The following is a 25811-nucleotide window of genomic DNA, read 5'->3' on the forward strand; positions in this document are numbered from 1 at the left end:
AAGCGAGGAGTCATTGAATGCGCATTCTGTACGGTGTGCAGGGGACGGGTAATGGTCATATCACCCGCGCCAGGGTGATGGCAGCAGAACTGGCCAAAAGAGACGTCCAGGTAGACTTCCTCTTCTCCGGCCGGGATGCCGGCGACTACTTCGACATGGAGCCCTTCGGGCAATACCAGAGCCGCCGGGGCCTGACCTTCGTCACCGAACGCGGCAGCGTCAGCCTTGGCAAAACCTTGCGCCAAAGCCGCCTTGGGGAACTGTGGCAAGACATCAAGGGGTTGCCGGTCAAGGACTATGACCTGGTGATCAACGACTTCGAGCCCATCAGCGCCTGGGCCGCCAAGCTGGCCAAGGTACCCAGTGTCGGTGTCAGCCACCAGGCGTCTTTCCTGCAGCCGGTGCCCAAGGAAGGGGATAACTGGACCTCAAGGTTGCTGATCCGCCACTTCGCCCCGGTCAATGTGGAGCTGGGGGTGCATTGGTACCACTTCGGCCACCAGTTGCTGCCCCCCATCATTGAAAAACCCAGTGCCGGGGACAAACCGGTGCGCCACAACAAGGTGTTGGTGTACCTGCCCTTTGAGTCGGTAGAAGAAGTGCTGGCCCTGCTTGAGCCCTTTCCGGACGTGGAGTTCTATTGCTACCACCCCAAGGCCAAACTGGAAGAGCGCGGCCATATCCACCTGCGCCCGCCATCCAGGGCCGGCTTTCACGCCGATCTGGCGGATGCGGTGGGGGTGATCGCCAACGGCGGTTTTGAGCTGCCCTCTGAGGCGCTGCGCATGGGCAAGAAACTGCTGCTCAAACCCCTGCACGGCCAGTTCGAACAGCTGTCCAACGTGCTGACCTTGCGCCAGCTTGGGCTGGCGTCGGTGATGTATGAGCTGTCGGCGGTAGAACTGGATGCCTGGCTGGACCTGCCGCCGGCCCAGCCGGTGTCCTATCCGGACGTGGCAGCCAGCCTGGTGGACTGGCTGTTGGCCGGTAACTGGGACAACTGCGAGCAGCTGTGCCAGAGCCTGTGGCGGCAGGTGGCCTATCCCTCTTACTGCAAGTTGTCGTCCGGGGCGGCCAACAGCTGACAGAGATGCTCTATAAGGCCGACCCGCTCGGCCTCCTTGAGGTAGGCGCCGTACAGCTCCCTTGGGATTTCCGGTGCGTCGCTGACCCGGTGCAGCAGGCCTTGGTCCAGGGCGTCCAGGGTCAGGCCCAGGGGCAGGTAGGCACTGCCGCCGTGGTCGAGGATAAAGTCCAGGGCAATGCGGGCGATGCCGGTGTGCAGCACCGGCGGCGCCTGCTCCTTTAACAGCTTGGCATGCTGGATGCTGAACTGGGTGCCCCAGTCCACCTTGGCATAGGGGCCGTTCAGAGCCTGGGCCAGGCTAAGCCCGGCCTTGCTGGACACCAGTTGCAGCCGCAAGCGGCCCAGTTCCTGTACCTCCAGCTCTTCCACCTTGGGCGGGTCGAACAGCAGGGCCAGGTCCAGGCGCCGCTCCAGAAGCGAGCGCACCAGCAGGTCGGCCGGGGCCGTGTCGGCCCGCAGTGCCACCTGGCCCAGGCTGCGGTAGATCAGCGGCAGCCGTCGCTGCAGGAAAGGGTCCCAGATGTTGGCGCTGGCCGACAGGGCCAACTGCACCGACTGGTGGCTGGCCAGGGCGATGTCCTGTTTGGCCCTTTGCCAGGACAGCAGCATGGCTTCGGCGTGGGGCAGCAGCCGCTCCCCGGCGCCGGTCAGCTGGATATTGTTGCGATGGCGGGTAAAGAGGGAGACCCCGAGCTGGCTCTCCAACTGGCGAATGCGAAAGCTCACCGCCGACTGGGTCAGGTACAGGTTTTCCGCTGCTTTGCCGAAATGGCGGCAGCGGTGCACCTCGAGAAAGGTTTTCAGGAGTTCCGTATCCAAATCAGGCTCTCAGTAAGCAACTTTTCTGGTGGCGATAAATATTTTTCATTTTACCCCTATTGACGGGTTATCCATACTCCGCCGCGTGTGCCGGCCTGGCCGATACATCACGAACCATGGGGACAGGTGTAATGAACAGCTTTATGTCTGGCAAGAAATTTTTTGATGACCTGAACTACCCGCGCGGCTTCCAGCGCAGCGGCGACTTTACCATCACCGAAGCCAATGTTCTCACCGACAAAGGCATGGGCATGCACTTGCTGGCCAGCGGCCAACGTGAACCCATGACCAGCGACGAGCAACGCTTCGTCAGCGTCTGCCGTGGCGAAGTGCCCGCATCCAGCGTAGAAGAGAAAGTCTGGATGAAGTACCTTAACCGTATCACCCAGCGTCGCCATATCTACACCATCTGCGACGCGCCGGCGCGCAACGGTACCCCTGACTTCGACACGAGCGACAGCTCTGACGAATAAGGCAAAAGGCGCTTCGGCGCCTTTTTTGTTGTGCCCAAGGGAGTCAGTTGATGAACGGTGCCACCAGCCAGGGGGTCGTGCTGGCCTTGCTCGAAGAGCTTAATGACCGCCACATTCCCCGCCTGCTCAAGCTCAAGGACAAAGTCGAGGCCGGCGAATGCCTGGACGATTTCGACCTGCGCTTTCTCAAAGATGCCATCGAAACGGCAGAAGAGGCCAAGGCCCTGGTGCATCAACATCCGGAACTGAATGACCTGGCCGGGCAATTATTCCATCTTTACAACCACATCACCGACCAAGCTCTCAAAAACGAGCGAGCCGATTAACAAATTTACCCACGGTAATAAAAGTTTCACCTAAACTAGTCGCTCTTTCAGTCGATAAGCGACTACTCACTTAATATCGTGGCCGCTTCGCGGCGCGGTTCCCAGGGAAGGCTCCGTCTACTTTCTTTACCCACAGGCGAGGCTTTATGCTCATCCGACACAAACTCTATGGCTTGGCGTTTTTGGCTGTAGCGGCACTCTTGTTGCTGCTTGGCGGTACCTGGTGGTCTTGGCGTAGCCTCGACACCCTGTCTCAGGCTGCCGGCCTGAACCAGACCCTCAACAACCAGATGCTGCTGATGCGCCGCCACGAGAAGGACTTCTTGATGCGTCTGGACGACAAGTACGCCCAGGCTTTTGAAAAGGAAGAGCATGGCTTTGAAGCCAGCCTCGACAGCCTCAGCAGGCTGCTGCAGGCCGAAGGGGTGGACGACCGTGAACTGGCCAGCCTCAAGCGTGACATCAAGGGCTACAGCCAGGTCTTTGGGCAACTGGTGGCCCAGTATCGGGTAGTGGGTTTCGATGCCGAATCCGGCCTTTATGGCAGCCTGCGTGACGCCGTGCACCAGGCCGAAGCGGAAGTGAAGAAATCCGGCCGCCACGATCAGTTGGCCGCCATACTGCAGCTGCGCCGCGACGAGAAGGACTTCATGCTGCGTCTGGCCACCAAGTATGTGGACAAGTTCGACAGCGACTTTGGCGCCCTTAACAGCCTGCTGGACGACAAGGACGCCCGCCAGGCCATGGCCCAGTACCAGCGCGACTTCAAGGCCCTGGTAGAAGCCCGCAAGGTGATAGGCCTGACCCCGGCTGAGGGCCTGACCGGCCAGCTTCGTGACAAGGTGCAAGCCACCGAAGACCTCTTTGACAGCATCAGCGCCACCCTGGCCAGTACCATAGAGCAGGAAAAGTCCCAGACCCTGACCAGCCTGCTGATCTTTGCCCTGGTGATCGCCGGTTTGCTGATCACCCTGGCCCTGCTGATCGTGCGCCAGCTCAACAGCCAGCTCAGCAACAGCATCAACACCATGCAGCGCATCGCCGCCGACTGTGACCTGACCCTGAGCCTGGACCAGAACGGCAACGACGAGTTGACCCAGATGGGCGGCCATTTCAACAACATGATGGACGGGGTGCGGGCCCTGGTGCGCCAAAGCAAGCAGGCGGTGGACTACCTCAGCCGCGCCACCTCCGAGCTGTCGGCCAATGCCGAAGAGACCTCCACCGGTTCCCGTGACCAGTTGGGCCAGACCGACCTGGTGGCCACCGCCATCACCGAGATGGGGTCCACCATCGAGGAGATCGCCCGCAATACCGAGATGGCGGCGGTTAAGGCCAAGGAAACCAACGACAACGCCCAGCAAGGCTATCGCCAGCTGCAAAGCACCATAGGCCGTATCGAGCAATTGGCCGGCCAGCTGGAAAGCTCGGCCATGGTGGTGGACGAACTGGTGCAGAGCGCCCACACCATAGGGTCGGTGCTGGATGTTATTCGTGGCATTGCCGAGCAGACCAACCTGCTGGCCCTGAACGCCGCCATCGAAGCGGCCCGTGCCGGCGACCAGGGCCGTGGTTTTGCGGTAGTGGCCGACGAAGTGCGGACCCTGGCCATGCGTACCCAGACCTCCACCGAAGAGATCGCCGGCATCATCCAGACCCTGCAGCAAAAGACCCAGTCCATCGTCAGCCTGATGGAAGACTGCCGTGGCGAGGGCCTGGAAAGCGCCGCCGATGCCCAGAAGGCTGGCGCCTTGCTGAGTGCCATTACCCAGGACGTGGACCGCATCCTGGACATGAACACCCAGATCGCCGCCGCCATCGAAGAACAAAGCCAAGTGGCCAGCGAAGTGAACCGCAACGTGGTGGTGATCCGCGACGTGGCCGAGCAGACCGCTGCCGCTTCCCATGGCAATGCCGAAACTTCGGCCCATGTAGCAGAGCAGGCCGAAGAACTGGCGGCGGTGATCAGCCGCTTCAAGGTCTAAACGCCGCCCATGAAAAAGGCCACCTGTCGGTGGCCTTTTTTGTGCGCCGCGCTTAGAGGATAAAGCGGGACAGGTCTTCGTCTTCCACCAGTTTGCCCAGGTGTGACTGCACATAGGCGGCGTCTATGGTGAGGGTTTCCCCGTCGTGGTCGGCGGCGGCGAAGCTAATATCTTCCATCATCCGTTCCATGACGGTGTGCAGGCGCCGCGCCCCGATGTTCTCGGTACGCTCGTTCACCTGCCAGGCCGCCTCGGCCAGCTTGTGGATGCCGTCTTCGGTGAACTCCACCTTGACCCCTTCGGTGGCCATCAGCGCCTTGTACTGCTCGGTAAGGCTGGCCTTGGGTTCGGTGAGGATACGCACGAAGTCTTCGGCGGTCAGGGCGTCCAGCTCCACCCGGATCGGCAGGCGGCCCTGCAGTTCGGGGATAAGGTCGGACGGCTTGGCCATTTGGAAGGCGCCGGAGGCGATAAAGAGGATATGGTCGGTCTTGACCATGCCGTGCTTGGTGTTGACGGTGCAGCCTTCCACCAGGGGCAGCAGGTCCCGCTGCACCCCTTCGCGGGATACGTCGGGGCCTGAGGTGTCGCCGCGCTTACAGATCTTGTCGATCTCGTCCAGGAAGACGATGCCGTTGTTCTCTACCGCTGCCAGGGCCTTTTCCTTTACCTCTTCCGGGTTAAGGAGCTTGGCTGCCTCTTCGTCTATGGCCAGTTTCAGGGCGTCTTTGACCTTGAGCTTCTTGCTCTGCTTGGTCTGGCCGCCGAGGTTCTGGAACATGGACTGGAGCTGGTTGGTCATCTCCTCCATGCCCGGCGGGGCCATGATCTGCATGTCCATCTGCGGGGCGGCGATGTCGATGTCGATCTCTTTATCGTCCAGGCTGCCCTCGCGCAGTTTCTTGCGAAACACCTGGCGGGTGTGGTTGTCGCCCTCGGCCTTTTCGGACTCGCCCCACTGGTTGCGGGGGCGGGGCAGCAGGGCGTCGAGGATGCGTTCCTCGGCCGCTTCTTCGGCGCGGGTACGGACCTTTTTCATCTCCTGCTCGCGGGTCATCTTCATGGCCACGTCGGCCAGATCGCGGATGATCTGCTCCACTTCCTTGCCTACATAGCCCACTTCGGTGAACTTGGTGGCTTCCACCTTGATAAAGGGGGCATTGGCAAGGCGCGCCAGGCGGCGGGCGATCTCGGTCTTACCGACACCGGTGGGGCCAATCATCAGGATGTTCTTGGGGGTCACTTCCTGGCGCAGGGCTTCGTCCAGTTGCATGCGGCGCCAGCGGTTACGCAGGGCAATGGCCACGGAGCGCTTGGCATTGGCCTGGCCAATGATGTGGCGGTCCAGTTCGTGGACGATTTCGCGGGGGGTCATGGACGACATGCTTTACTCCAGGACTTCGATGGTTTGGTTGGTGTTGGTGAAGACGCAGATCTCACCGGCTATGGTCAGGCTCTTCTCGACGATGTCCTTGGCGGCCAGCTCGGTGTTGTTGAGCAGGGCCTTGGCGGCGGCCTGGGCATAGTTGCCGCCGGAACCGATGGCGATGATGTCCTGTTCGGGCTGCACCACGTCACCGTTACCGGTAATGATGAAGGACCTTTCCTTGTCGGCTACCGCCAACATGGCTTCCAGGCGGCGCAGGGCGCGGTCGGTGCGCCACTCCTTGGCCAGGGCCACGGCGGCCCGCTCCAGGTTGCCCTGGTGGGATTGCAGCTTGGACTCGAAACGTTCCAGCAGGGTGAAGGCGTCGGCGGTACCGCCGGCGAAACCGGCCAGTACCTGGCCGTTGTATAGACGATGCACTTTGCGGGCGTTGCCCTTCATGACCGTATTGCCAAGGGAAACCTGGCCGTCGCCACCGAGGGCGACTTGGCCATTACGGCGGACGGAAACGATAGTGGTCATGGGATCTCCTGAGACAAGGGCGCACTGCGCCACTGGGCTTGTCCTAGCAATTGGGGGCAGCGGCGCCCTTTTTCAAGGGCGCCGCTCAGGAGATAGTGCTTTAAGGATTGCCGTTCGGCTGAGGTTCAGCGCCAGGGCCAGATGGCGCAGTTGGGGAAACCGGCCTTCTCGGCCCTGTGCTGCTCGTTCTGGGCGGCGCGTTTGCCTTCATAGGGGCCCAGTACCACCCTGTACCAGTCGCCGGTCTTGCGCACCTGGGACTCGAGGCCGACGAAGGCCAGCTTGGCCTTCTGGGTTTCCGCCTGGTCGTAGTTCCTAAAAGAGCCGCACTGCATCTGGTAGGGGGTGTTGCTCTTGGGCCTGACCGGCACCTCCACCTCAACCTCTTTGTTCTTGAGGGTTTCCACGTAGCGCCACTCTTCCTTGGGCTTTTGCGGCAAGGTTTCCTTGGGCTGGCTGGCCGGAGCCTGGGTGGCCTTGGGTGGTGCCTGGGTCTTGGGCTGCTCCTTGGGCTGGGCCTGGGGCTTTTCCTGCACCTTTGGCGCCGGTTCGTCCGGCCTGTTGTTGAGCTGTACCAGTACATAGATAAAGGCGAGGGCGAACACCCCGAACACCCCTATGGCGATCCAGGGGGTTTGGCGTGGCGGGGCCTTTTTGCTGTTGCGGCGCTTGGGCGCCGAGCTTTTTACGTAATCTTTGCGTGCCATGTGGGGGCAGTGTCTCCGAGGGTCGGCTTATGCTGGCCAAGGGGGCCTTGGAAATCAAGCGCTGTCTATGGGATCCAGGTCCAGGGTCCAGTTGGCGCGGCGATGGGGTGGCTGGGCTTCCAGCTCGGCCAGCAGCGGCGCCAGCCATTGACGCAGGACTTTCTTGTCCTGGTACTGAACCCAGAGTTGAAAACGGTATTTGCCGGCCCTTTTTTCCAGGGGCGCCGGCAGGGGGCCCAGCACCCAGCCCCCCTGTGGCGCACTTTGCTGAAGGCGCTGGCCTATGGCTTCCAGCAGGCTTTGGGCGTCTTCGGCCTTGAGGGCGTCACTGCGAAACAGCGCCTGGGCGCTGAAGGGCGGCAGCAGGGTCTGGCGCCGCTCCACCAGGGCCTCTTCGGCAAAGGCGCCGTAGCCGTTGGTGAGCAGCTGGCTGAGCAGGGGATGTTCCGGGTGGTGGCTTTGCAGCAGCAAACGCCCCGGCTTGTTGGCCCGCCCGGCCCGGCCCGCCACCTGCACCACCAACTGGGCCAGCCGCTCGGCGGCGCGAAAGTCCGCCGAATAGAGGGCGCCGTCCACGTCCAGCAGCACCACCAGGGTGACGTCGGGAAAGTGGTGGCCCTTGGCCAGCATCTGGGTACCGATAAGGAGCTGGTACTGGCCCTGGCGGATGCCGTCCAGGGCCGACTCCAGGCTGCCCTTGCGGCGGGTGGCGTCGCGGTCGATGCGCACTGCTTTGTAGTCGGGGAACAGGGCGGTCAGCTCCACTTCCAGCTGCTCGGTGCCAAGGCCCACTCCCACCAGTTGGGTCGAGCCGCAGCTGTGGCACTGGTGGGGCAGGGGCCGGTCCGAGCCGCAGTGGTGGCAGATCAGCCGCTGCCGGCCCCGATGCACCGTCGGGTAGGCGGTGCAGCGTTGGCAGTCGGCTATCCAACCGCATTCGTGGCAGAGCAGGGTGGGGGCAAAGCCCCGGCGGTTCAAGAACACCAGCACCTGCTCGCCCCGGCCCAGGTGGGCCTTGATGGCGGCCAGCACTGGCGGCGACAGGCCGGCGGTCAGGGGCTGGTGCTTGATGTCGATAAGGTCGAAGCGCACCTGGCTGGCACCCCCGGCCCGCTGGTTGAGGGTCAGCTTCTGGTACTTGCCAGCCTGGGCATTGGCCAGGCTTTCCAGGGCCGGGGTGGCCGAGCCCAGCACCAGGGGCACCTGTTCGAGCTGGGCCCGCACCACCGCCAGGTCCCGGCCGTGGTAGCGAAAGCCTTCCTGCTGCTTGAAGGAGGCGTCGTGCTCTTCATCGACGATAATCAGGCCAGGGCGGGCCAGGGGGGTGAACACGGCGCTGCGGGTTCCGATGACGATGCCCAGCTCCCCGTCCCTGGCCTGGCGCCATACCGACAGCCTTTCCTTGTCGGTCAGCCCCGAGTGCAGCAGGGCCATGGGCACTTCGAAACGCTTTTGAAAGCGGCGCAGGGTCTGGGGAGTGAGGCTGATCTCCGGTACCAGTACCAGCACCTGTTTACCGGCCTTGAGGGTTTCGCTCATGGCCGACAGGTAAACCTCGGTCTTGCCCGAGCCGGTCACCCCTTCCAATAAAAAGGGGGCAAAACCCTTGGCACTGTTGATGGCGGTAATGGCCACCGCCTGCTCGCTGTTGGGCCTGGGGCCGGGGTTGACCACCAGGGGCGACGTCCAGAACGGCTGGCCCTGCTGGCGCCTGTGGCTGAGGGTAACCAGGCCCTTGTCGGCCAGGGTGCGCAGGGTGGCCCGATCAAAGCTCTGCTCGGCCAGGTCGAAGTCGGACAGTTCACCGGCCTGGAGCCGGGCCAGGGCGGCCAGCTGTTTGCTGGCGTTTTTGGGGACGGCGGCCTTGGCGGCGTCGGCGCTGAGCTGCCAGATGCCTTCTTCGCCGCTGGCCGGGGCCCCCTGGCGCAGCAGTACCGGCAGGGCTTGCTGCCAGGCGTCACCGGCGCTGTGCAGGTAATAATCGGCGGCCCAGCGCACCAGCTTGCCAAGGGCGGCAGGCAGCACCGGCGCGGCGTCCAGTACCTCGTCTATGGCCTTGAGCTTGTCCGCTTCCACCTGGGGGGCAACATCCAGCGCCGCCACCAGGCCGATGCGACTACCTTTACCAAAGGGTACCCGGACCCTGGCCCCTTCCTGGACCTGGCAATCGGCAGGCAGCAGATAGTCGAATCCGCGCCGCATGGGAGTGGGCAGCAGGACACGAATCACGCGGGGCGGGGATTGATTATTGAGCAAGGGATCCGGTATTATGCGCGCCTTCGAATTCCCGAACGTTAACACAATCGTGTGGTGTCTGGCACTGGACCAGATGGCGACACGGCCCAATGAGGTAATCCCATGAAAGACGGTATTCATCCTAACTACGTTGAAATCACCGCTACCTGCACCTGCGGTAACGTGATCAAAACCAAATCCACCATGGCCAAAGACATCAACCTGGACGTCTGTGGCGCCTGTCACCCTTTCTACACTGGTAAGCAGAAAGAAGTGAATACCGGTGGCCGTGTTGACAAGTTCAACAAACGTTTCGCGGTTCTGGGCGGCAAGAAGTAAGCTCCCCTTTACCGACAAAAAAGGCGCCCTTGGGGCGCCTTTTTTTATGGGTGGTCGGATATATCTTTTTCACCAGAACGTGCGACACTTCACAAAGCCTAGCGCCGAATTCCTACACTCAAACCCTACGAATGTTGCACCCATTATGTCTGACTTCCGACAACAAGCCCTCGATTACCACGCCGAACCGACGGCGGGCAAAATCGGTATCTGCCTGACCAAGCCGGCCGATACGGCCCGTGATCTGGCCCTGGCCTACTCCCCTGGTGTTGCCGAGCCGGTGCGGGAAATCGCCGCCGACCCGGACAACGCCTACAAGTACACCGCCAAGGGCAACCTGGTGGCGGTGATCTCCAACGGTACCGCCATCCTCGGCCTGGGTAACCTGGGCCCTCTGGCCTCCAAGCCGGTGATGGAAGGCAAGGCCCTGCTGTTCAAGCGCTTTGCCAACCTCGATGCCATCGACATCGAAGTCAAACACCGCACTACCGAAGAATTCATCAATACCGTGGCGGCCATCGCCGACACCTTCGGCGGTATCAACCTCGAAGACATCAAGGCCCCCGAGTGCTTCGAGATAGAGCAGGCGCTGATTGAACGCTGCTCTGTGCCGGTGTTCCACGACGACCAGCACGGCACCGCCATCGTTACCGCCGCCGGCATGCTCAACGCCCTGGAGATCCAAGGCAAGGACATCGCCACCGCCAAGGTAGTGTGCATGGGCGCCGGCGCCGCCGCCGTGGCCTGTATGGAGCTGCTGATCAAATGTGGTGCCCAGCGTGAGAACATCTACATGCTGGACCGCAAGGGGGTGATCCACACCCGCCGCGACGATCTCAACGAGTACAAGCGCCTCTTTGCCAACAACACCGACAAGCGCAGCCTCGAAGACGTGATTGAAGGCGCCGATGTGTTCGTCGGTGTGTCCGGTCCCGATGTGTTGCCCGCCGACGCCCTGCGGCTGATGGCCCCCAACCCGGTAGTGTTTGCCTGTTCCAACCCGGACCCGGAGATCAAACCCGAACTGGCCCACCGTACCCGTGACGATCTGATCATGGCCACCGGCCGCTCCGACTACCCCAACCAGGTCAACAACGTGCTGTGCTTCCCCTTTATCTTCAGGGGTGCCCTGGACGTGCGGGCTACCGCCATCAACGACCAGATGAAGGTGGCAGCGGTAGAGGCCATCCGAGGCCTGGCCCAGGAAGCGGTACCTGCCGAAGTACTGGCTGCCGCCGGGGTGGACAACCTGGCCTTTGGCCGCCAGTACATCATTCCCAAGCCCATGGACCCGCGCCTGCTACCCCGAGTGGCCCGCGCCGTGGCCCAGGCAGCGGTGGACAGCGGCGTGGCCCAGGTGCCCATGCCGGACAACTACATGGCATAAGCCGAAAGGGCTAGCCTGTTTGGCTTTTCGTTAGAGCCGGCCTTTCTGGGCCGGCTTTTTTATTATTGCCGTTTTAAACAGCTGATCTGAAAAGAGAAAGTACATTCTCTATATGAATATCCAGGGTGTTCTAGTGGTCAATAAACACCCATTCGCGTCACAAAATCCGACTTTTGTTAAAACTTTGTGTCCCGCCTTGGCTAGGGTTTTCTTGCCTGGAATGGCAATCACTAAGAGAGGACACCCATGAACAAAAGGATCTTGGTGGCAGGAGCCACTTCACTTTTTGCCCTGTCCGCCGTGAGCGGCGCCGTCGCCGCCTCACTCAAAGACGACCTCACCATCAAGCCCGCCGAAGAAGGGCGCTACATCATTAAATACAAAGCCCCTAACCCCCTGAGCAAGGACCTGGCCGCCAAGAGCGTCACCGGGCCCATGGCCCAAGGGCAGTTCAGTGTGCAGGCCGCAGAAGCGCTGCTGGCCAAGGCCGATGCCAAAGCCATCATGCACCTGTCCAAGGCGGCGGTCAGTGTTGCCCAGCTCAATGCCAAGCAACTGGCACTGTTGAAAAAAGACCCGGCAGTGGAATACATCGAAGTGGACCCCAAGCGCCACCTGATGGCCGAACAGGTGCCTTACGGCATCACCATGGTCCAGGCTGATCAGTTGTCCGACTCCGCCATTGCCAACCGCAAGGTCTGTATCGTCGATACCGGTTATTCACTGGGCCATGAAGATCTGCCCAATTCCGGTATTACCGGCAACGACGGTTACGGCGGCTATGACACCGGCAACTGGTATGACGATGGTAACGGCCACGGCACCCATGTGGCGGGCACCATTACCGCCATCGGCGGCAACAATGTGGGTGTGGTGGGGGTCAGCGACTCGGGCAACATCGGCCTGCACATCGTCAAGGTGTTCAACAACAGCGGCAACTGGGCCTACGGGTCCGATCTGGTGGCGGCCATCCAGCAGTGTGAAGCGGCCGGGGCCAACGTGATCAGCATGAGCCTGGGCGGCGGCGGTTCTTCCACCACCGAGCGCAACGCCATGGACAGCGCCTACAACGACGGGGTGTTGATCGTGGCGGCAGCGGGCAATGACGGCAACTCCAGCCTGTCCTACCCGGCGTCCTACAACAACGTGGTGTCGGTGGCGGCGGTAGACAGCAGCGGCACCCGCGCTTCTTTCTCCCAGTACAACAGCCAGGTGGAGATCTCCGGCCCCGGGGTTGGTGTGCGCTCCACCGTGCCCGGTAACAGCTACGCCAACTACTCAGGCACCTCCATGGCCACCCCCCATGTGTCAGCGGTAGCGGCCCTGGTGTGGAGCCTCCATACCCAGTGCTCCAACGCCGACATCCGGGCTGCCCTCAATGCCACAGCCCAGGACAAGGGCAGTGCCGGCCGTGACAACTACTACGGCTACGGTATCGTCAAGGCCAAGGCGGCCCACGACTACCTGACCGCCAACGGCTGTGGCGGCGGTACCACCCCTCCGGGTAACGGTGGCAGCATCAGCAACCTGTCTGCCAGCACCGGTAACTGGAACTACCACAGCGTGGCCATTCCGTCCGGCACCAGCAGCCTGACCGTCACCATCAGTGGCGGCAGCGGCGACGCGGATCTGTATACCCGCTTCGGTGCCCAGCCCACCACCAGCAGCTGGAGCTGTCGCCCCTATCTCAACGGCAACAGCGAAACCTGCACCATCAGCAACCCCAGTACCGGTACCTGGTACTTCGGGGTGCGGGCCTACAGCAGCTACAGCGGCGTGACCCTGAGCTGGAGTTACTGATAACCCCAGAACGAAAAACGCGGCCCTTGGGCCGCGTTTTTTTAGTCTTCGTAAAGGTCCGGTATTTCCAGTCCCAGGTCTTTCATCGCCTGCTTGGCGCTCTCCGGGATATCGTCAGGCCTGTCTTTGCGCAGGTCCTCGTCCCCGGGCAGGGGCTGGCCGGTAAAGGCGTGCAGGAAGGCTTCGCACAGCAGTTCAGAGTTGGTGGCGTGACGCAGGTTGTTGACCTGGCGACGGGTCCGCTCGTCGGTCAGGATCTTCAGAACCTTGAGGGGGATGGAGACGGTGATCTTTTTGACTTGTTCGTTTTTCTTGCCGTGTTCAGCGTAGGGGCTGATGTACTCGCCGTTCCATTGAGCCATGAGAGTGCCTTAGACCTTTCTTTTATTGCAGGAAATTGTACCCCCTTGGAAGGGACAGTCAATCTCGCCTTATTTTAGACGTCTAAACATCTTGACGCCTAAAAGTGTAAGCGGCTAACCTAGGGCCATCTGAGGGTCAAAACGGCCCCTGGCCGGCCTCAGGGGCCGCTTCACCAGCTTTCTGCACGAGGAATACGTGGATGAGTAACAGCCAAAGCACCAACGCCGTTCGCGCGGGCATCGACACTGATCATCAGTTCAACGCAGTGGTGCCGCCGCTGTACCTGTCCACCAACTACCGTTTCCACGATATCCACACCCCGGCCCAATACGACTACACCCGTTCCGGCAACCCCACCCGGGACCTGCTGGGCCAGGCCATTGCCGACTTGGAAGGGGGCGCCAGGGGGGTTATTACCGCCACCGGCATGGGCGCCGTAACCCTGGCCCTGCAACTGCTCAGCCCCGGCGACACCCTGGTGGTACCCCACGACTGCTACGGTGGCTCCTGGCGCCTGTTCAACGCCCTGGCCAAGAAGGGCAGCTTCAAGCTGTTGTCCATCGACCAAGGTGATGCCCAGGCACTGGCCCAGGCCCTGGCCGAAAACCCCAAGCTGGTGTGGGTGGAAACCCCCTCCAACCCCCTGCTGCGAGTGGTGGACGTGCAGGCTATCTGCGAGCAGGCCCATGCCGTCGGCGCCCTGGTGCTGGTGGACAACACCTTCCTGTCCCCCATAGGCCAGCAGCCCCTGGCCCTGGGCGCCGACCTGGTGCTCCATTCCACCACCAAGTACCTCAACGGCCACTCCGACGTGGTGGGGGGCGCCGTGGTGGCCAAGGACCAGGCCCTGGGGGACGAACTGGCCTGGTGGGCCAACTGCATCGGCATCACCGGTGCCCCCTTTGACGCTTTCCTGACCCTGCGTGGCCTGCGTACCCTGGCGGCCCGTTTCCGCATCCACGAAGAGAACGCCCAGCAACTGGTGGCCTGGCTCGATGCCCAGCCGGAAGTGGCGGTGATCAACTACCCCGGCCTTGCCAGCCACCCCGGCCATGAGCTGGCCAAGCGCCAGCAAAAAAGCTTCGGCGCCATGTTCAGCGTGGAATTCAAGGCCGACGTGGCCGCCCTTGGCCGCTTTGTCTCCCGCCTCAAGCTGTTCAGCCTGGCCGAGTCCCTGGGGGGTGTCGAGAGCCTGGTGGCGGTACCTGCCACCATGACCCACGCCGCCATGAGCCCCGAGGCCCGCCAAGCCGCAGGCATAGGTGACGGTCTGCTGCGTTTCTCCGTCGGTATCGAAGACGCCGCCGACCTCATTGCCGACCTGGCCCAGGCCTGGCCTGCCCTCAAGGGCGAATAACGCCGCCCCAGCCGGGCCCGGCCCGGCTTCGCAGTCTCAAGGTGAACTGATGCGACATATCCATAAATTCGGCGGCTCCAGCCTGGCAGACGCCGACTGTTATCTGAAAGTGGCGGCGCTGGTGCGCCGCCATTGTCAAAAGGGCGATCTGGTGGTGGTGTCCGCCTCCGGCGACACCACCGATCTGCTGCTAAACCTCAGCCCCCAAAGCCTGCCGGCCCTGGCGGGCCATCAGCGCGCCCTGCTACAAGGGGTGGAAGACGCCCCCCTGCAGGCTCGCCTCGAGGCCGCCCTGGCCGAAGACCTGGCCGCCATCGAGCAGGCCCTGGCCCAGGGCCAGGGCAACAGCGACTGGCTGCTGACCTTTGGGGAGATCTGGTCGGCCCGGTTGCTGGCCGGCCTGCTAGGCGCCCGCTTCCTGGACGCCCGGGAATTCCTGGTGATTGAAGGTGGCCTGGTGCAGCCGCAAAGCCGCGAGCGCCTCAAGGCCCTGGTCACAGAAGAACTGACGGTGGTCACCGGCTTTATCGGCGCCGACAGTGCCGGCCAGACCCGCACCCTGGGCCGTAACGGTTCCGACTACAGCGCCACCCTGGTGGGGGGCTTTTTGGAAGCGGCCTCGGTCACCATCTGGACCGACGTATCCGGTATCTACACCGCCGACCCTCGCAAGCTGGAAGGGGCCTATACCCAGAGCCAGCTGGCCGGCAATGTGGCCACCGAACTGGCCCGCCTGGGCTCGCCGGTACTGCATCCTCGCACCCTGACCGCCCTGGACCTGACCCGCCAGCAGCTCTTTATCCGCTGCACCTTCGCCCCAGACGAAGGGGGCACTCGCATCAGTACCGAGCGGGCCAACAAGAACCTGGCCAGCCTCACCTGGCGCCAGGGTATCTACCGTTGCCAGCTCAGCGCCGCCAATCCGGCCCTGCAGGCCCAGGCCTACGCCGTAGAAGAAGGCGGCCTGGTGCTGTACCTGCCCTTTGCCCATGGCGACAACGCCGAACAGCTGACCCTGCTGGCCCTGGTGGGCCAGGGCCTCGATTGGCAGAGCCCGGCTGGCCAGGCCCTGGCCAATGTGGCCCAGCAAGGGGGCCTGGTGCACCAGGCCAAGGGCCCGGACGGCCTGTCGTTGATCGCCTTTATCCGCCAGCTGCCGGCCAAGCCGCTGCTGGCGCGACTTCATGACCAGCTCTTTGCGGTGGGGGTGGTGGTGCTGGGCCTTGGCAATATCGGCGGCTGCTGGCTGGACGGCTTTGCCCCTCGCCTCAAGGACAGGCTGCGCCTTTATGGCCTGGCCAACTCCAAGCAACAGCTCTTTGACTTGAACGGCATCGCCCCCGGCAACTGGCGCAGCGAGTTTGCCCAGCGCGGCGAGCCCCGTGTCGAAGGTGACTTGCTGGCGGCCTTCAAGCAGGCGCCCTTTGCTCATTTGCTGCTGCTGGATCTGACCGCCTCCAAGGCGGTGGCCCAGCAGTATCCCCAGTGGCTCAACGCCGGTATCCACCTGGTCAGCGCCAACAAGCAGGCGGGTTCGGCACCCCTGGGGGAATACGATCGCCTCCACGTCACCCTGCGCCAGAGCGGGCGGCGCTGGTTCTACAACACCACGGTCGGTGCCGGTTTGCCGGTGCAGGCCGCCATCCGCGACCTCCTGGGCTGCGGTGACGACCTGGAAGGGGTGGGGGGCATCTTCTCCGGCACCCTGTGCTGGCTGTTCCAGAATTTCGACGGCACCAAGCCCTTCTCGGAGCTGGTAAAAGAAGCCCACGCCAAGGGCTTTACCGAGCCGGACCCAAGGGACGACCTCAACGGCCTGGACGCCGCCCGCAAGCTGCTTATCCTGGCCCGCGAAGCCGGCTGGCGATTGGAGCTGGATAACATCCATATCGACAACCTGGTGCCCGAGCACCTGCGTGACATCAGCCGTGACGAGTTCTTTGCCCGCCTCGATGAGCTGGACGCGCCCCTGCTGGCGGCCCTCAACGGCGCCAAGGCCCAGGGCAAGGTACTGCGCTATATCGGCAACCTGCGCCAGGAAGCGGACGGTTTTAGGGCGACAGTGGGCCTGGAGGCGCTGGATGCCAGCCATCCCTTTGCCAGCCTCACCCCTGGTGACAACATTTTTGCCATCCAGAGCCGCTACTACCGGGAAAACCCGCTGATCATCCGTGGCCCTGGGGCCGGCCCCCATGTGACGGCGGCCGGGGTGCAGTCGGACGTGATCCAGCTGCTGGCCTGGCTTGCCTGAATATAAGTAATTGATAAAACCCGCCTTTTGGCGGGTTTTTTTATGGCTTCTTTTTGCGATCGCGCCTTGACCTTGGGAAAAAGATCGTTATTCTAGCCATATAGACGGCTAAACATCTTTAGATCTAAACATCTAGATATCCAAGGAAGAACAACATGGCTCTTACCCACTCTCTCGGTTTTCCCCGCGTCGGCCGCCGCCGCGAACTCAAATTTGCCCTGGAGGCCTACTGGTCCGGTGACAGCAGCGAAGCGCTGCTGCAACAGGCCGCCGCCCAGGTACGCCAGTACAACTGGCAGGTCCAGCAGGGCCTGGACTTTGTCCCCGCCGGCGACTTCACCCTCTATGACCATGTGCTGGACACCGCCGTACGCCTGGGCGCCGTGCCCGAGCGCTTCAAGGCCGATGAGCCGGCCATCACCACCTATTTTCGCCAGGCCCGTGGCCGCGCCCCCGGTGGCCAGGACGTACCGGCCCTGGAAATGACCAAGTGGTTCAACACCAACTATCACTACCTGGTGCCGGAACTGGCCGACGACCAGCAATTCAGCCTCAATGTCGATGAGCAGCTGGCGCAAATCCGCGAAGCCCGCGCTGCTGGCCACAAGGTCAAGCCGGTGCTGGTGGGGCCTGTTACCTTCCTGTACCTGTCCAAGCAGCGCGAAGGGGCAGACCAGCGCCTGAGCCACCTGCCCAAGCTCATCAACGCCTACAGCCAGTGGCTGGACAAGCTGGCCGCCGAAGGCATCGAATGGGTGCAGATAGACGAGCCGCTGCTGGTCACCGACATCTCCAGCGACTGGCAACAGGCGCTGCAAACCGCCTACCAGGCCCTGAGCGAGGCGCCAGTGAAAATCCTGCTGGCCAGCTACTTCGGTACCCTTGGCAACAACCTGGCCCTGGCCACCAGCCTGCCGGTGGCGGGCCTGCATATCGACGCCGTGGCCGGCCGTGCCCAGCTGGGCGTGGTGGACAAGGCCTGGCCCGAGGACAAGGTGCTGTCGGTGGGTATCGTCAATGGCCGTAACGTTTGGCGCACCGACCTGCGCGCTGCCATCGACAGCCTCAAGGCCATCGGTGAGCGCCGTGGCAACCAGCTGTGGGTGGCGCCGAGCTGCTCCTTGCTGCACAGCCCGGTGGACTTGGCCCAGGAAGACCAGCTGGATGATGAACTGAAATCCTGGCTGGCCTTCGGGGTGCAAAAAGTCGAAGAAGTGCAGCTGATTGCCAAGGCCCTTAACGAAGGGGAGGGCGCCATCGGCGAAGCCCTGGCCGCCTCCGACGCCGCCGCCGCTGCCCGTAAGTCGTCCAAGCGTATCCACAGCGACACTGTTGCCAAGCGGGTTGCCGCCATTACCGGTAATGACAGCCAGCGCCAAAGCGCCTTTGGTGACCGTATTGCCAAGCAGCGCGAATACCTGAAATTGCCCGCTTACCCCACCACCACCATCGGTTCTTTCCCGCAGACCCCCACCATCCGTGGCCTGCGCCGCGACTGGCGGGCCGGGCGCCTCAGTGAGCCGCAATACCGCGAGGCCATCTCCAAGGAAATAGAAGCGGTTATCCGCGAGCAAGAAGCCCTGGATTTGGACGTGCTGGTACACGGCGAAGCCGAGCGTAACGACATGGTGGAGTACTTCGGTGAGCTGCTGGACGGCTTTGCCTTCACCCGCTTTGGCTGGGTGCAAAGCTATGGCTCGCGCTGCGTCAAACCGCCCATCATCTTCGGGGATGTCAGCCGCGCCCAAGCCATGACGGTGGAATGGGCCGCCTTCGCCCAAACCCTGACCGACAAGCCGGTCAAAGGCATGCTCACCGGCCCGGTGACCATCCTTGGCTGGTCCTTCCCCCGCGACGATATCGAGCTCAAGACCATAGCCCAGCAAATCGCCCTGGCGCTGCGCGACGAGGTGGTGGATCTGGAGCAAGCGGGGATCAAGGTCATCCAAATCGACGAGCCGGCCTTCCGTGAGCTGCTGCCGCTGAAATTGGCCGACCAAAGCGCCTACTTCGACTGGGCGGTGGAGGCTTTCCGCCTGTCGGCGGCCGGGGTGGCGGACGACACCCAAATTCACACCCACATGTGTTATTCGGAGTTCAACGCCATCATCGACGCCATCGCTGCCCTGGATGCGGACGTGATCACCATCGAAACCTCCCGCAGCGCCAACGAACTGCTGGACGTGTTCCGTGAATACGCCTACCCCAACGAGATTGGCCCTGGCGTCTACGACATCCACAGCCCCCGCATTCCGTCGGTGGACGAGATGGCGGCGCTTATCCAGCGGGCCGAGGCCTATATCCCGGCCGAGCGGATCTGGGTTAACCCGGACTGCGGCCTGAAAACCCGGCGCTGGGACGAAGTCAGGCCAGCCCTGAAGAACATGGTGGACGCCGCCAAGCAGCTGCGCAGCCAGGTGGCCTGAGCCACAGTTCCCCAAAACCAACCCGCCTGATGGCGGGTTTTTTGTTTTTTTGCTTGATTTAGCCGTCTAAACGGCTAACATGCAACTTTAGACGTCTAAACGTATAAACGTCTTTTGAATGAAAGCGCCCGAAGGAGCCACCATGTCTTTGTCACATGCCCAACACCTGGAACTGCTGAACCACAGTGTCAGCGAACTTAAGGATGACATTCAGGTGTCCTTCGAGTTCTTTCCCCCCGGTACCGAGAAGGCCGAAGCCAGCCTCTGGGAAGCCCTGGACCGCCTGGTGCCCCTGGCACCGCGCTTTGTGTCGGTAACCTACGGCCACAGCGAAGAAGGCCGCGAGCGCACCCATAAGGTCATCAAGCAAATCGGCGAGCGCACCGGCCTGACCGCCGCCCCGCACTTGACCTGCATCGACACCCCGGAAGCGGAGCTGCGCCAAATCGCCCGAGACTACTGGCAGAACGGTATCCGCCATATCGTCGCCCTGCGCGGTGACAAACAACCGGGCCGCCAATACACCAACTACTACGCCTCCGATCTGGTGCGTATCCTCCGTGAAGAAGGGGATTTCGATATTTCGGTGGCCGCCTACCCGGAAGTGCACCCCGAAGCCAAGAGCGCCCAGGCTGACCTGCTGGCCCTGAGGAAAAAAGTGGAAGCCGGCGCCAACCGCGCCATCACCCAGTTCTTCTTCGACGTGGAAAGCTACCTGCGCTTTCGTGACCGCTGCGTGAGCGCCGGCATCGACGTGGAAATCGTGCCGGGCATACTGCCGGTCAGTAACTTCGAGACCCTCAAGCGCTTTGCCGACCTCACCAACGTGGCGGTGCCAAGCTGGCTGGCCCAGCGTTTTGCCGGCCTGGAAAACGACCCCACCACCCGCTCTTTGGTCGGGGCTTCCATCGCCATCGACCAGGTCAGGGTGCTGCGTAAGGAAGGGGTTAAGGAATTTCACTTCTACACCCTCAACAGGGCCGAGCAGAGCTATGCCATCTGCCATACCCTGGGTGTACGGCCGCAGTTGGCCAAAGCCTGTTAATCCCCCCAGCCGGCCTTGGCCGGCTTTTTTGTGACCGCGATCAGCTATTGGCTGAAAGACACTTCGGCTTAGCGACCAATGGCCGCTGACGCACGACCAGGGTCGGCCGCTCTAAGGCATCCCGGTGGCCAAGGGTGTATGGTCCCAATGGCGGTGCGCCAACCTCTATAGCCATTCTTGGCCACCGCCCACCAATAACAAGCGGCGCCCCAAGGCGCCCCAGCTGATGGGAGATCCTCCGTGAGACATACTGCTGTAGTGGCTGCTGTGCTCAGCACCCTGCTTGGCCTGGCTTTGCCGGCCCGGGCTGACGTACCAGCCCCCCTCGACACCCCTTACCAAGGCACCTTAAAACTGGACGTGGACGCCACCGACCTGGCCCACCGCATTTTTCGTGTCCATGAAGTGCTGCCGGTCAAACCCGGCCCCTTGACCCTGCTCTACCCGGCCTGGATCCCCGGCCACCACAGCCCCACAGGCCCCATCGACAAGGTGGCGGGCATCAAGGTCAGCGCCAATGGCCAGGCCATCAAGTGGGAGCGCGACCAGGGCGATGTCCATGCCTTCCACCTGGAAGTGCCCCAGGGTGTGGATGAAATCAATGTCGACTTCCAGTTCCTGTCCCCCCAGAACGGTGGCCAGGGCCGGGTGGTGATGACCCCCCAGATGCTCAACCTGCAATGGAACACCGTTGCCCTCTACCCGGCTGGCCATTACAGCCGCCAGATCCAGGTGCAGCCCAATGTGACCCTGCCTCAGGGCTGGCACTTTGCCACTGCCCTTGAGCAGCAAAGCCACAAGGGCGATACCGTCAGCTTCAAGGCCATCGACTTTGAAAACCTGGTGGACTCGCCTATTTTTGCCGGCCAGCACTACAAAAAGGTGGACCTGAACCCCGGCGCCAAGGTGCCTGTGGTACTGAACGTATTTGCCGATCAGGAAAAGGATCTGGCGATCAGCGACGAGGGCCTCAAGGCCCATCGCAACCTTATCCAGCAGATGTATAAGGTGTACGGTGCCCACCACTACAACCATTACGACTTCCTGCTGGCCCTGACCGACAAGCTTGGCGGTATCGGCCTGGAGCACCACAGATCTAGCGAAAACAGCGGCGAGCGCAACTACTTCAGGGAGTGGGACAAGTCCTGGCTGGGCCGGGATCTGCTGGCCCACGAGTTCAACCATTCCTGGAACGGCAAATACCGCCGCCCCGCCGGGATCTGGACCCCCACCTACAACCAGGTCAAGCGCGACCATGGCCTGTGGGTCTATGAAGGCCAAACCCAGTACTGGGGCTTTGTGTTCTCGGCCCGCTCCGGGCTTTGGAACCATGACCAGGCCATGGACATGCTGGCCCGCCTGGCGGCCACCTATGACAAGGGCCGCCCCGGCATGAACTGGCGCACCATCTTGGACACCACCAACGACCCCACCATAGCCCAGCGGGCGCCGCTGGCGTTTCGTAACTACCAGATGAGCGAGGACTACTATTCCGGTGGCCAGCTGATCTGGCTGGCGGTGGACGCCAAGCTCAGGGAGCTGTCCGGCAACAAGCGCAGCCTGGACGACTTTGCCAAGGCCTTTTTCGGGGTCAATCCCGGCGCCTGGGACGTGCTGACCTATGAGTTCGACGACGTCATCGCCAGCCTCAACGGCGTGCAGAAGTACGACTGGGCCAGCTTTATCAACAGCCGTCTCAAGGGCCATGTGAACCTGTCCAAGTCCCTCAATGACCAGGGCTGGCAGCTGGTCTACGACGACAAAGCGTCTGACGCCATCACCGCCGTAGAAGGCCGTTACAAGGCCACCGACCTCACCTATTCCCTGGGCTTTATGGTGGGCAAGGACGGCAGCCTCAAAGACGTGCTCTGGGACAGCCCGGCCTTCAACGCCGGCCTTTCCCCCAGCATGACCATAGTGGCGGTCAACGGTGTCCAGTTCGACGGTGACGCCCTCAAGGATGCGGTGACAGACGCCAAGACCAGCCAGGCCCCCATCGAGCTGCTGGTCAAGGACTTCGACCAGTACCGCACCCTCAAGGTCGACTACCACGGCGGCCTTAAATACCCGCACCTGGTGCGCATCAAGGGCCAGAAGGACTACCTGAGCCAGGTGCTCAAGCCCAGGTAATCATCCAAGCCCGGCCCAGGCCGGGCTTTTTTATGGCTGTATTGCTGGACGCCAGTCCCCTTTCCTCAGGACAATGGCACTCCAGCAACGAAAGGGAATTTGCCGTGAAAATAAAGGACTATGCCCTGTGGCTGGCGCTGCTGGTTGCCCCCCAGGCCTGGGGAGACGATCTTGAGCTGGCCTGGACCTTGGTTCAGCGCCATCAGCTGACCACAGTCCCCAGCCATTGCCTGCGTTTTGTGGCAGAAGAGCCGCAAGGGGGCTTTCGTGCTAAGATCGCCGTCAAGGAGCACCATGGCCAGGGGTGCCCCGGAAACCCGGCCTTGTCACCAAGGCTGTTTAGCCTTGCCTTCGACCAGGCTGGGGTGGCCTACAGTGATGCCCTAAGCCAAAGCGGCCAGCTGCAGCAGCTGCAACCCGGCCCAAATGATTACCCCATGAACCCCAGCCTGACCCTCAGCCAACCCCTGGGGTCTGCAACTTTCTATTACCAGCAGTTCGACACCGAACTGGATCTGCCTTGCCCCGTGGTAAGCCTGACCCGCCAGGACAAGGTGCTGGCCAGGGAGGCCCTGTGTCAGTACCAGGACCGCAACGGCGACCCTTTGGATCTCAGAACGGACACCTCATCCGTCGACTACGGCAAGGCTTATTTCCAGGCGGGGGTATTGCACTACAGCCTGGAGATCATCCTGAGGCGGCCCGGCTCCTTTAGGCAGGTCTGTAGCCTGGTGCTGAGCGCCGATACCCTGGGCCAACCCCAATGCCTGCTTAAGGAACCGGATTGGTAATAGCCTGGTTGCCGCCTGGCGACCACATGCCTTGTTTCGGCTCTCTGCACCCGATAAGGGTAGGGCCTTATTTTGTAGAGGCCAGCCTCAGCCAGTGAGCCGGCCCAAACACAGCCAACTCGAAAACGCACAGGGAGTGCCCATGTCCAAGGAAGATGTTTACCGGGTATTGAACAAAGGCTTGCATGCAAGATGTGCCGAGCATTGGCAGGATGAGGACGCAGCCTATCTGCTGCTGCAGGAAGATGCAGGGGCAACGGAGCGGGCCTTGGCGGGCGAGCTAGGAGGCTCTTTTGGGCTGGTCAGTGATCCAGGACCTGGTTGGTGCAAGATTGACCAGGGCCAGGCGCTGATATGTTGCCAGGGGCGGGTCTTTGGCAATGCCCAGGAAGAGGGGGACCTGAGCATCCGCCGGCAAGGCCAGTCTTTACTGCTGCAGTGGAATTCGGTGGCGCTACCCAGCCCTTTTCCCGATGGTGCTCGCCAATGCCGTCTTGGCCATGGCCAGTTTTTGCCTTATCCGGCCCGGGGGCTGCTCGGCTTTTGGTGCAAGGCTCATTACCAGGGGGCGGGGGACCAGGCCGCCATGGACGCGTTGTCGGCACTGAAGGGGCTGCCGGATAACGCTTTGAGGGCGGCTTGCCTGCGATACCTTGGGATGAAGGATATGTCCTTGAGGTGGGTTCGTGACTTTACCTATAAAGCGGCTTTTATACAGTGCCGTAACGGCAAGGTGCCAAAGATAAGAACCCTTAATGTGACCAGGGAAGCCATTGGGATCCAACTTGCCTTGGAGGTCGTGGTCTGGGATATGTTCAGCCAGTCTTGGATGCCGGACAGAGGCCGGGCGGACCTGACCTTGATGGTTGAGGGCATTGAATTGGTGAAACTCTATGACTTTGCCAGTGACTTCACCGCCTTGGCCTTTGCTCCTTACCTGATGGCGGTTGAACCTGCTGACCAGATTTAAGGGCATGGGGCAGTTAAAGCCAAGGGGGTATAGCGTCGCTGCGGATCAAGACTGAGATGGCTTACAGGAGACCACGATGGGTTTGGGTCAGATAAAAAGCGCGATGACCTTTCTGATGCTGCTGGGCTGCGTTGTCGCCGTTGCCGGCTGTGCCGGTACCCAGCCCGGTAAGATTGCAACTGCCCCGGCGCAAGTGGCCAAGGTCAGTAAAGCCAAGGCCGCCAAGCCTACCAAGGTGGCCAAGGCAGGACAGGTGCCCGCCAAGGCATTGGCTGGGGAGAAGGTGCGCCAGCCCACCCTGACCATGAAAGACTCGGTGAAAATCTTTCAGTACGCCTCGGCCCTGCGCGGCAGTTGTGTCAAAAACTACATCAGAGCCATGCGGGTATTGGGTGACGAGCAGTTTGGTAAAGGGGCGACCTTTCAGGACAGGATTAAGGCCCTGCATGAAAACCGAAACGGTGTGCGCCAGGCGGTAGCGAGAGAGCGGGATCTGATTGCCGCCCAGAAGCCCCAGGTGATTGCCAGGCCGGTCTTGCCCCTGGCCAGCGACCCGGCCTTTGTTACCCGGATGGAAAGCCAGGTGGCCAGCTGCAACCAGGCAGCGGCAACCCTTCTGGATATGATGCTGACCCATACCGGGGAAAAGGGGGATGAAGCGATGGCGTTCCAGGATGGGGCGGCTATTTATGACCACTCCTTCGGTGTCGCCCTAAAGGCCATCGCCACCACCTACCGTTTTGAGGCCCAGGAATACAGCGGCAAAGAGACCGTCTTTTCCGCCCAACCGAAGTTTATCGGCTATGTGGCAGCGCTGTTTGAAGGGGTGCAAGCCACCACCCACAGCCTGCTGCAGGAGGGAAAGCTGCCCAGCAAAGCCGAGGCCGCCGAGAAAATTGCCGATTCCGATGCCCGCCGTAAAGCCGCCAACGATGAGCTCTTGGTGTTGTCTGGTATGGAAGTGCTGTTCGTCCCGCCGGCCCAGCTTAGCGATGCACAAGGCCAGCTCGATAACGCCACTGCCCTGGAGACGTTCTTCGACGCCGAAGTAGCCCCCATAGGCGACAGCTATACAGGGATGCTGCTGGCCATCTCTGCCGACGATGTGGATGGGATTGCGGCGTCCAAGAAGGTGACCGATATGGTGGCCACACTGGCCTTTGCAGATCTGGCCTATGACAAGTTCCGCCGTGGCTACCTCAAGGGACTGTTGCGGGTGCAAAGGGCGGTGCTTGCAGGCAAAGGCAAACAATAAGGAAAGGAGGGCCCCGGTAATGGTGCTCTGGTCAGCATAAGGCCAGGGCAGCCGGCTTTGCCGATGAGACGCAAAACCTTAGGGCCCCTAGCAGCGAGCTGACCGAGCCAAAGAGACCTGGCAAAACGGGCCCTGGATCGCAAACCCCGCCGATGG

Annotated in this window: 20 protein-coding genes and 1 pseudogene; 15 read left to right on the forward strand and 6 right to left on the reverse strand. The window is 62.0% G+C overall.

The genetic code is table 11. The features are described from left to right. Positions 1 to 17 precede the first annotated feature (17 nt). Positions 18 to 1085, forward strand: a complete 1068-nt coding sequence (locus tag B3C1_RS02525) for an MJ1255/VC2487 family glycosyltransferase (protein WP_008482691.1) — start codon at positions 18 to 20, stop codon at positions 1083 to 1085. Here B3C1_RS02525 and hdfR read toward each other — a convergent pair. Beyond that, positions 1049 to 1906, reverse strand: coding sequence for an HTH-type transcriptional regulator HdfR (hdfR, locus tag B3C1_RS02530; protein ID WP_008482692.1), 858 nt, complete (start codon positions 1904 to 1906; stop codon positions 1049 to 1051). The two genes, B3C1_RS02525 and hdfR, sit on opposite strands and share 37 nt — an antisense overlap. 143 nt (positions 1907 to 2049) lie before the next feature. Between hdfR and B3C1_RS02535 the strand changes: the two genes are divergently transcribed. The 3 genes from B3C1_RS02535 (at position 2050) to B3C1_RS02545 (ending at position 4690) form a co-directional block, all read left to right on the forward strand. Then, complete coding sequence (locus B3C1_RS02535; protein WP_237750950.1) at positions 2050 to 2379, forward strand: MaoP family protein; 330 nt, start codon at positions 2050 to 2052, stop codon at positions 2377 to 2379. A gap of 50 nt (positions 2380 to 2429) precedes the next feature. Next, positions 2430 to 2705 carry a hypothetical protein gene (locus B3C1_RS02540; RefSeq protein ID WP_008482694.1) on the forward strand — a complete coding sequence of 92 codons (276 nt, stop codon included), beginning with the start codon at positions 2430 to 2432 and terminating at the stop codon, positions 2703 to 2705. 146 nt (positions 2706 to 2851) lie between these two features. Beyond that, positions 2852 to 4690, forward strand: coding sequence for a methyl-accepting chemotaxis protein (locus tag B3C1_RS02545; RefSeq protein ID WP_008482695.1), 1839 nt, complete (start codon positions 2852 to 2854; stop codon positions 4688 to 4690). A gap of 52 nt (positions 4691 to 4742) precedes the next feature. On the opposite strand, the gene hslU is transcribed toward B3C1_RS02545, so the two are convergent. From hslU to priA, 4 genes are all read right to left on the reverse strand, one after another. Further along, positions 4743 to 6074: an HslU--HslV peptidase ATPase subunit gene (gene hslU, locus B3C1_RS02550; RefSeq protein WP_008482696.1), complete on the reverse strand. Its 1332-nt coding sequence runs from the start codon at positions 6072 to 6074 to the stop codon at positions 4743 to 4745. Positions 6075 to 6077: 3 nt separating this feature from the next. Beyond that, positions 6078 to 6599, reverse strand: a complete 522-nt coding sequence (gene hslV / locus B3C1_RS02555; RefSeq protein WP_008482698.1) for an ATP-dependent protease subunit HslV — start codon at positions 6597 to 6599, stop codon at positions 6078 to 6080. A 125-nt stretch (positions 6600 to 6724) separates the two neighbouring features. After that, a complete protein-coding gene (locus B3C1_RS02560; RefSeq protein ID WP_008482699.1) occupies positions 6725 to 7306 on the reverse strand; it encodes an SPOR domain-containing protein in 582 nt (193 codons plus the stop codon). A gap of 54 nt (positions 7307 to 7360) precedes the next feature. Further along, entirely contained in the window at positions 7361 to 9562 is a 2202-nt protein-coding gene (gene priA, locus B3C1_RS02565; protein ID WP_008482701.1) for a primosomal protein N', read from the reverse strand. Between the two features lie 102 nt (positions 9563 to 9664). Here priA and rpmE point away from each other — a divergent pair, with 102 nt between their 5' ends. From rpmE to B3C1_RS02580, 3 genes and pseudogenes are all read left to right on the forward strand, one after another. Then, positions 9665 to 9880: a 50S ribosomal protein L31 gene (gene rpmE / locus B3C1_RS02570; protein WP_008482702.1), complete on the forward strand. Its 216-nt coding sequence runs from the start codon at positions 9665 to 9667 to the stop codon at positions 9878 to 9880. Between the two features lie 145 nt (positions 9881 to 10025). Next, positions 10026 to 11252, forward strand: a pseudogene (locus B3C1_RS02575) (malic enzyme-like NAD(P)-binding protein); the annotation flags it as partial. A gap of 261 nt (positions 11253 to 11513) precedes the next feature. Continuing rightward, entirely contained in the window at positions 11514 to 13067 is a 1554-nt protein-coding gene (locus tag B3C1_RS02580; RefSeq protein ID WP_008482705.1) for a S8 family serine peptidase, read from the forward strand. Between the two features lie 41 nt (positions 13068 to 13108). Here the strand turns inward: B3C1_RS02580 and metJ are convergent, their stop codons facing one another. Next, on the reverse strand, positions 13109 to 13429 hold the full coding sequence (gene metJ, locus B3C1_RS02585) for a met regulon transcriptional regulator MetJ (protein ID WP_008482706.1): 321 nt from the start codon (positions 13427 to 13429) through the stop codon (positions 13109 to 13111). Positions 13430 to 13629: 200 nt separating this feature from the next. On the opposite strand from metJ, the gene metB reads away from it, so the two are divergent. The 8 genes from metB (at position 13630) to B3C1_RS02625 (ending at position 25655) form a co-directional block, all read left to right on the forward strand. Next, positions 13630 to 14787: a cystathionine gamma-synthase gene (gene metB / locus B3C1_RS02590; protein WP_008482707.1), complete on the forward strand. Its 1158-nt coding sequence runs from the start codon at positions 13630 to 13632 to the stop codon at positions 14785 to 14787. 49 nt (positions 14788 to 14836) lie between these two features. Beyond that, a complete protein-coding gene (locus B3C1_RS20730; RefSeq protein ID WP_008482708.1) occupies positions 14837 to 17038 on the forward strand; it encodes an amino acid kinase family protein in 2202 nt (733 codons plus the stop codon). A gap of 155 nt (positions 17039 to 17193) precedes the next feature. Continuing rightward, complete coding sequence (gene metE, locus B3C1_RS02600) at positions 17194 to 19464, forward strand: 5-methyltetrahydropteroyltriglutamate--homocysteine S-methyltransferase (RefSeq protein WP_008482709.1); 2271 nt, start codon at positions 17194 to 17196, stop codon at positions 19462 to 19464. 142 nt (positions 19465 to 19606) lie between these two features. Next, positions 19607 to 20509 (forward strand): methylenetetrahydrofolate reductase, encoded by a 903-nt coding sequence (gene metF, locus B3C1_RS02605; protein WP_008482710.1) that lies wholly within the window; start codon positions 19607 to 19609, stop codon positions 20507 to 20509. Positions 20510 to 20749: 240 nt separating this feature from the next. Continuing rightward, positions 20750 to 22639, forward strand: a complete 1890-nt coding sequence (locus B3C1_RS02610; protein ID WP_035480913.1) for a M61 family metallopeptidase — start codon at positions 20750 to 20752, stop codon at positions 22637 to 22639. A gap of 32 nt (positions 22640 to 22671) precedes the next feature. Continuing rightward, on the forward strand, positions 22672 to 23430 hold the full coding sequence (locus B3C1_RS02615; protein WP_156804428.1) for a hypothetical protein: 759 nt from the start codon (positions 22672 to 22674) through the stop codon (positions 23428 to 23430). Between the two features lie 142 nt (positions 23431 to 23572). Further along, positions 23573 to 24400 carry a hypothetical protein gene (locus B3C1_RS02620; protein ID WP_008482715.1) on the forward strand — a complete coding sequence of 276 codons (828 nt, stop codon included), beginning with the start codon at positions 23573 to 23575 and terminating at the stop codon, positions 24398 to 24400. Positions 24401 to 24503: 103 nt separating this feature from the next. Beyond that, positions 24504 to 25655 carry a hypothetical protein gene (locus B3C1_RS02625; protein ID WP_156804429.1) on the forward strand — a complete coding sequence of 384 codons (1152 nt, stop codon included), beginning with the start codon at positions 24504 to 24506 and terminating at the stop codon, positions 25653 to 25655. The last annotated feature ends 156 nt before the right edge of the window (positions 25656 to 25811 follow it).

Source organism: Gallaecimonas xiamenensis 3-C-1 (genome assembly GCF_000299915.1).
Taxonomy (GTDB): Bacteria; Pseudomonadota; Gammaproteobacteria; order Enterobacterales; family Gallaecimonadaceae; genus Gallaecimonas; species Gallaecimonas xiamenensis.

What these genes read in the sequence shown, in the direction of transcription:
- B3C1_RS02525 (WP_008482691.1), top strand. Translation starts at nt 18, where the DNA reads ATGCGCATTCTGTACGGTGTGCAGGGGACGGGTAATGGTCATATCACC.
- B3C1_RS02535 (WP_237750950.1), top strand. Translation starts at nt 2,050, where the DNA reads ATGTCTGGCAAGAAATTTTTTGATGACCTGAACTACCCGCGCGGCTTC.
- B3C1_RS02540 (WP_008482694.1), top strand. Translation starts at nt 2,430, where the DNA reads ATGAACGGTGCCACCAGCCAGGGGGTCGTGCTGGCCTTGCTCGAAGAG.
- B3C1_RS02545 (WP_008482695.1), top strand. Translation starts at nt 2,852, where the DNA reads ATGCTCATCCGACACAAACTCTATGGCTTGGCGTTTTTGGCTGTAGCG.
- hslU (WP_008482696.1), bottom strand. Translation starts at nt 6,074, where the DNA reads ATGTCGTCCATGACCCCCCGCGAAATCGTCCACGAACTGGACCGCCAC.
- hslV (WP_008482698.1), bottom strand. Translation starts at nt 6,599, where the DNA reads ATGACCACTATCGTTTCCGTCCGCCGTAATGGCCAAGTCGCCCTCGGT.
- B3C1_RS02560 (WP_008482699.1), bottom strand. Translation starts at nt 7,306, where the DNA reads ATGGCACGCAAAGATTACGTAAAAAGCTCGGCGCCCAAGCGCCGCAAC.
- rpmE (WP_008482702.1), top strand. Translation starts at nt 9,665, where the DNA reads ATGAAAGACGGTATTCATCCTAACTACGTTGAAATCACCGCTACCTGC.
- B3C1_RS02580 (WP_008482705.1), top strand. Translation starts at nt 11,514, where the DNA reads ATGAACAAAAGGATCTTGGTGGCAGGAGCCACTTCACTTTTTGCCCTG.
- metJ (WP_008482706.1), bottom strand. Translation starts at nt 13,429, where the DNA reads ATGGCTCAATGGAACGGCGAGTACATCAGCCCCTACGCTGAACACGGC.
- metB (WP_008482707.1), top strand. Translation starts at nt 13,630, where the DNA reads ATGAGTAACAGCCAAAGCACCAACGCCGTTCGCGCGGGCATCGACACT.
- B3C1_RS20730 (WP_008482708.1), top strand. Translation starts at nt 14,837, where the DNA reads ATGCGACATATCCATAAATTCGGCGGCTCCAGCCTGGCAGACGCCGAC.
- metE (WP_008482709.1), top strand. Translation starts at nt 17,194, where the DNA reads ATGGCTCTTACCCACTCTCTCGGTTTTCCCCGCGTCGGCCGCCGCCGC.
- metF (WP_008482710.1), top strand. Translation starts at nt 19,607, where the DNA reads ATGTCTTTGTCACATGCCCAACACCTGGAACTGCTGAACCACAGTGTC.
- B3C1_RS02615 (WP_156804428.1), top strand. Translation starts at nt 22,672, where the DNA reads ATGGCTGTATTGCTGGACGCCAGTCCCCTTTCCTCAGGACAATGGCAC.
- B3C1_RS02620 (WP_008482715.1), top strand. Translation starts at nt 23,573, where the DNA reads ATGTCCAAGGAAGATGTTTACCGGGTATTGAACAAAGGCTTGCATGCA.
- B3C1_RS02625 (WP_156804429.1), top strand. Translation starts at nt 24,504, where the DNA reads ATGACCTTTCTGATGCTGCTGGGCTGCGTTGTCGCCGTTGCCGGCTGT.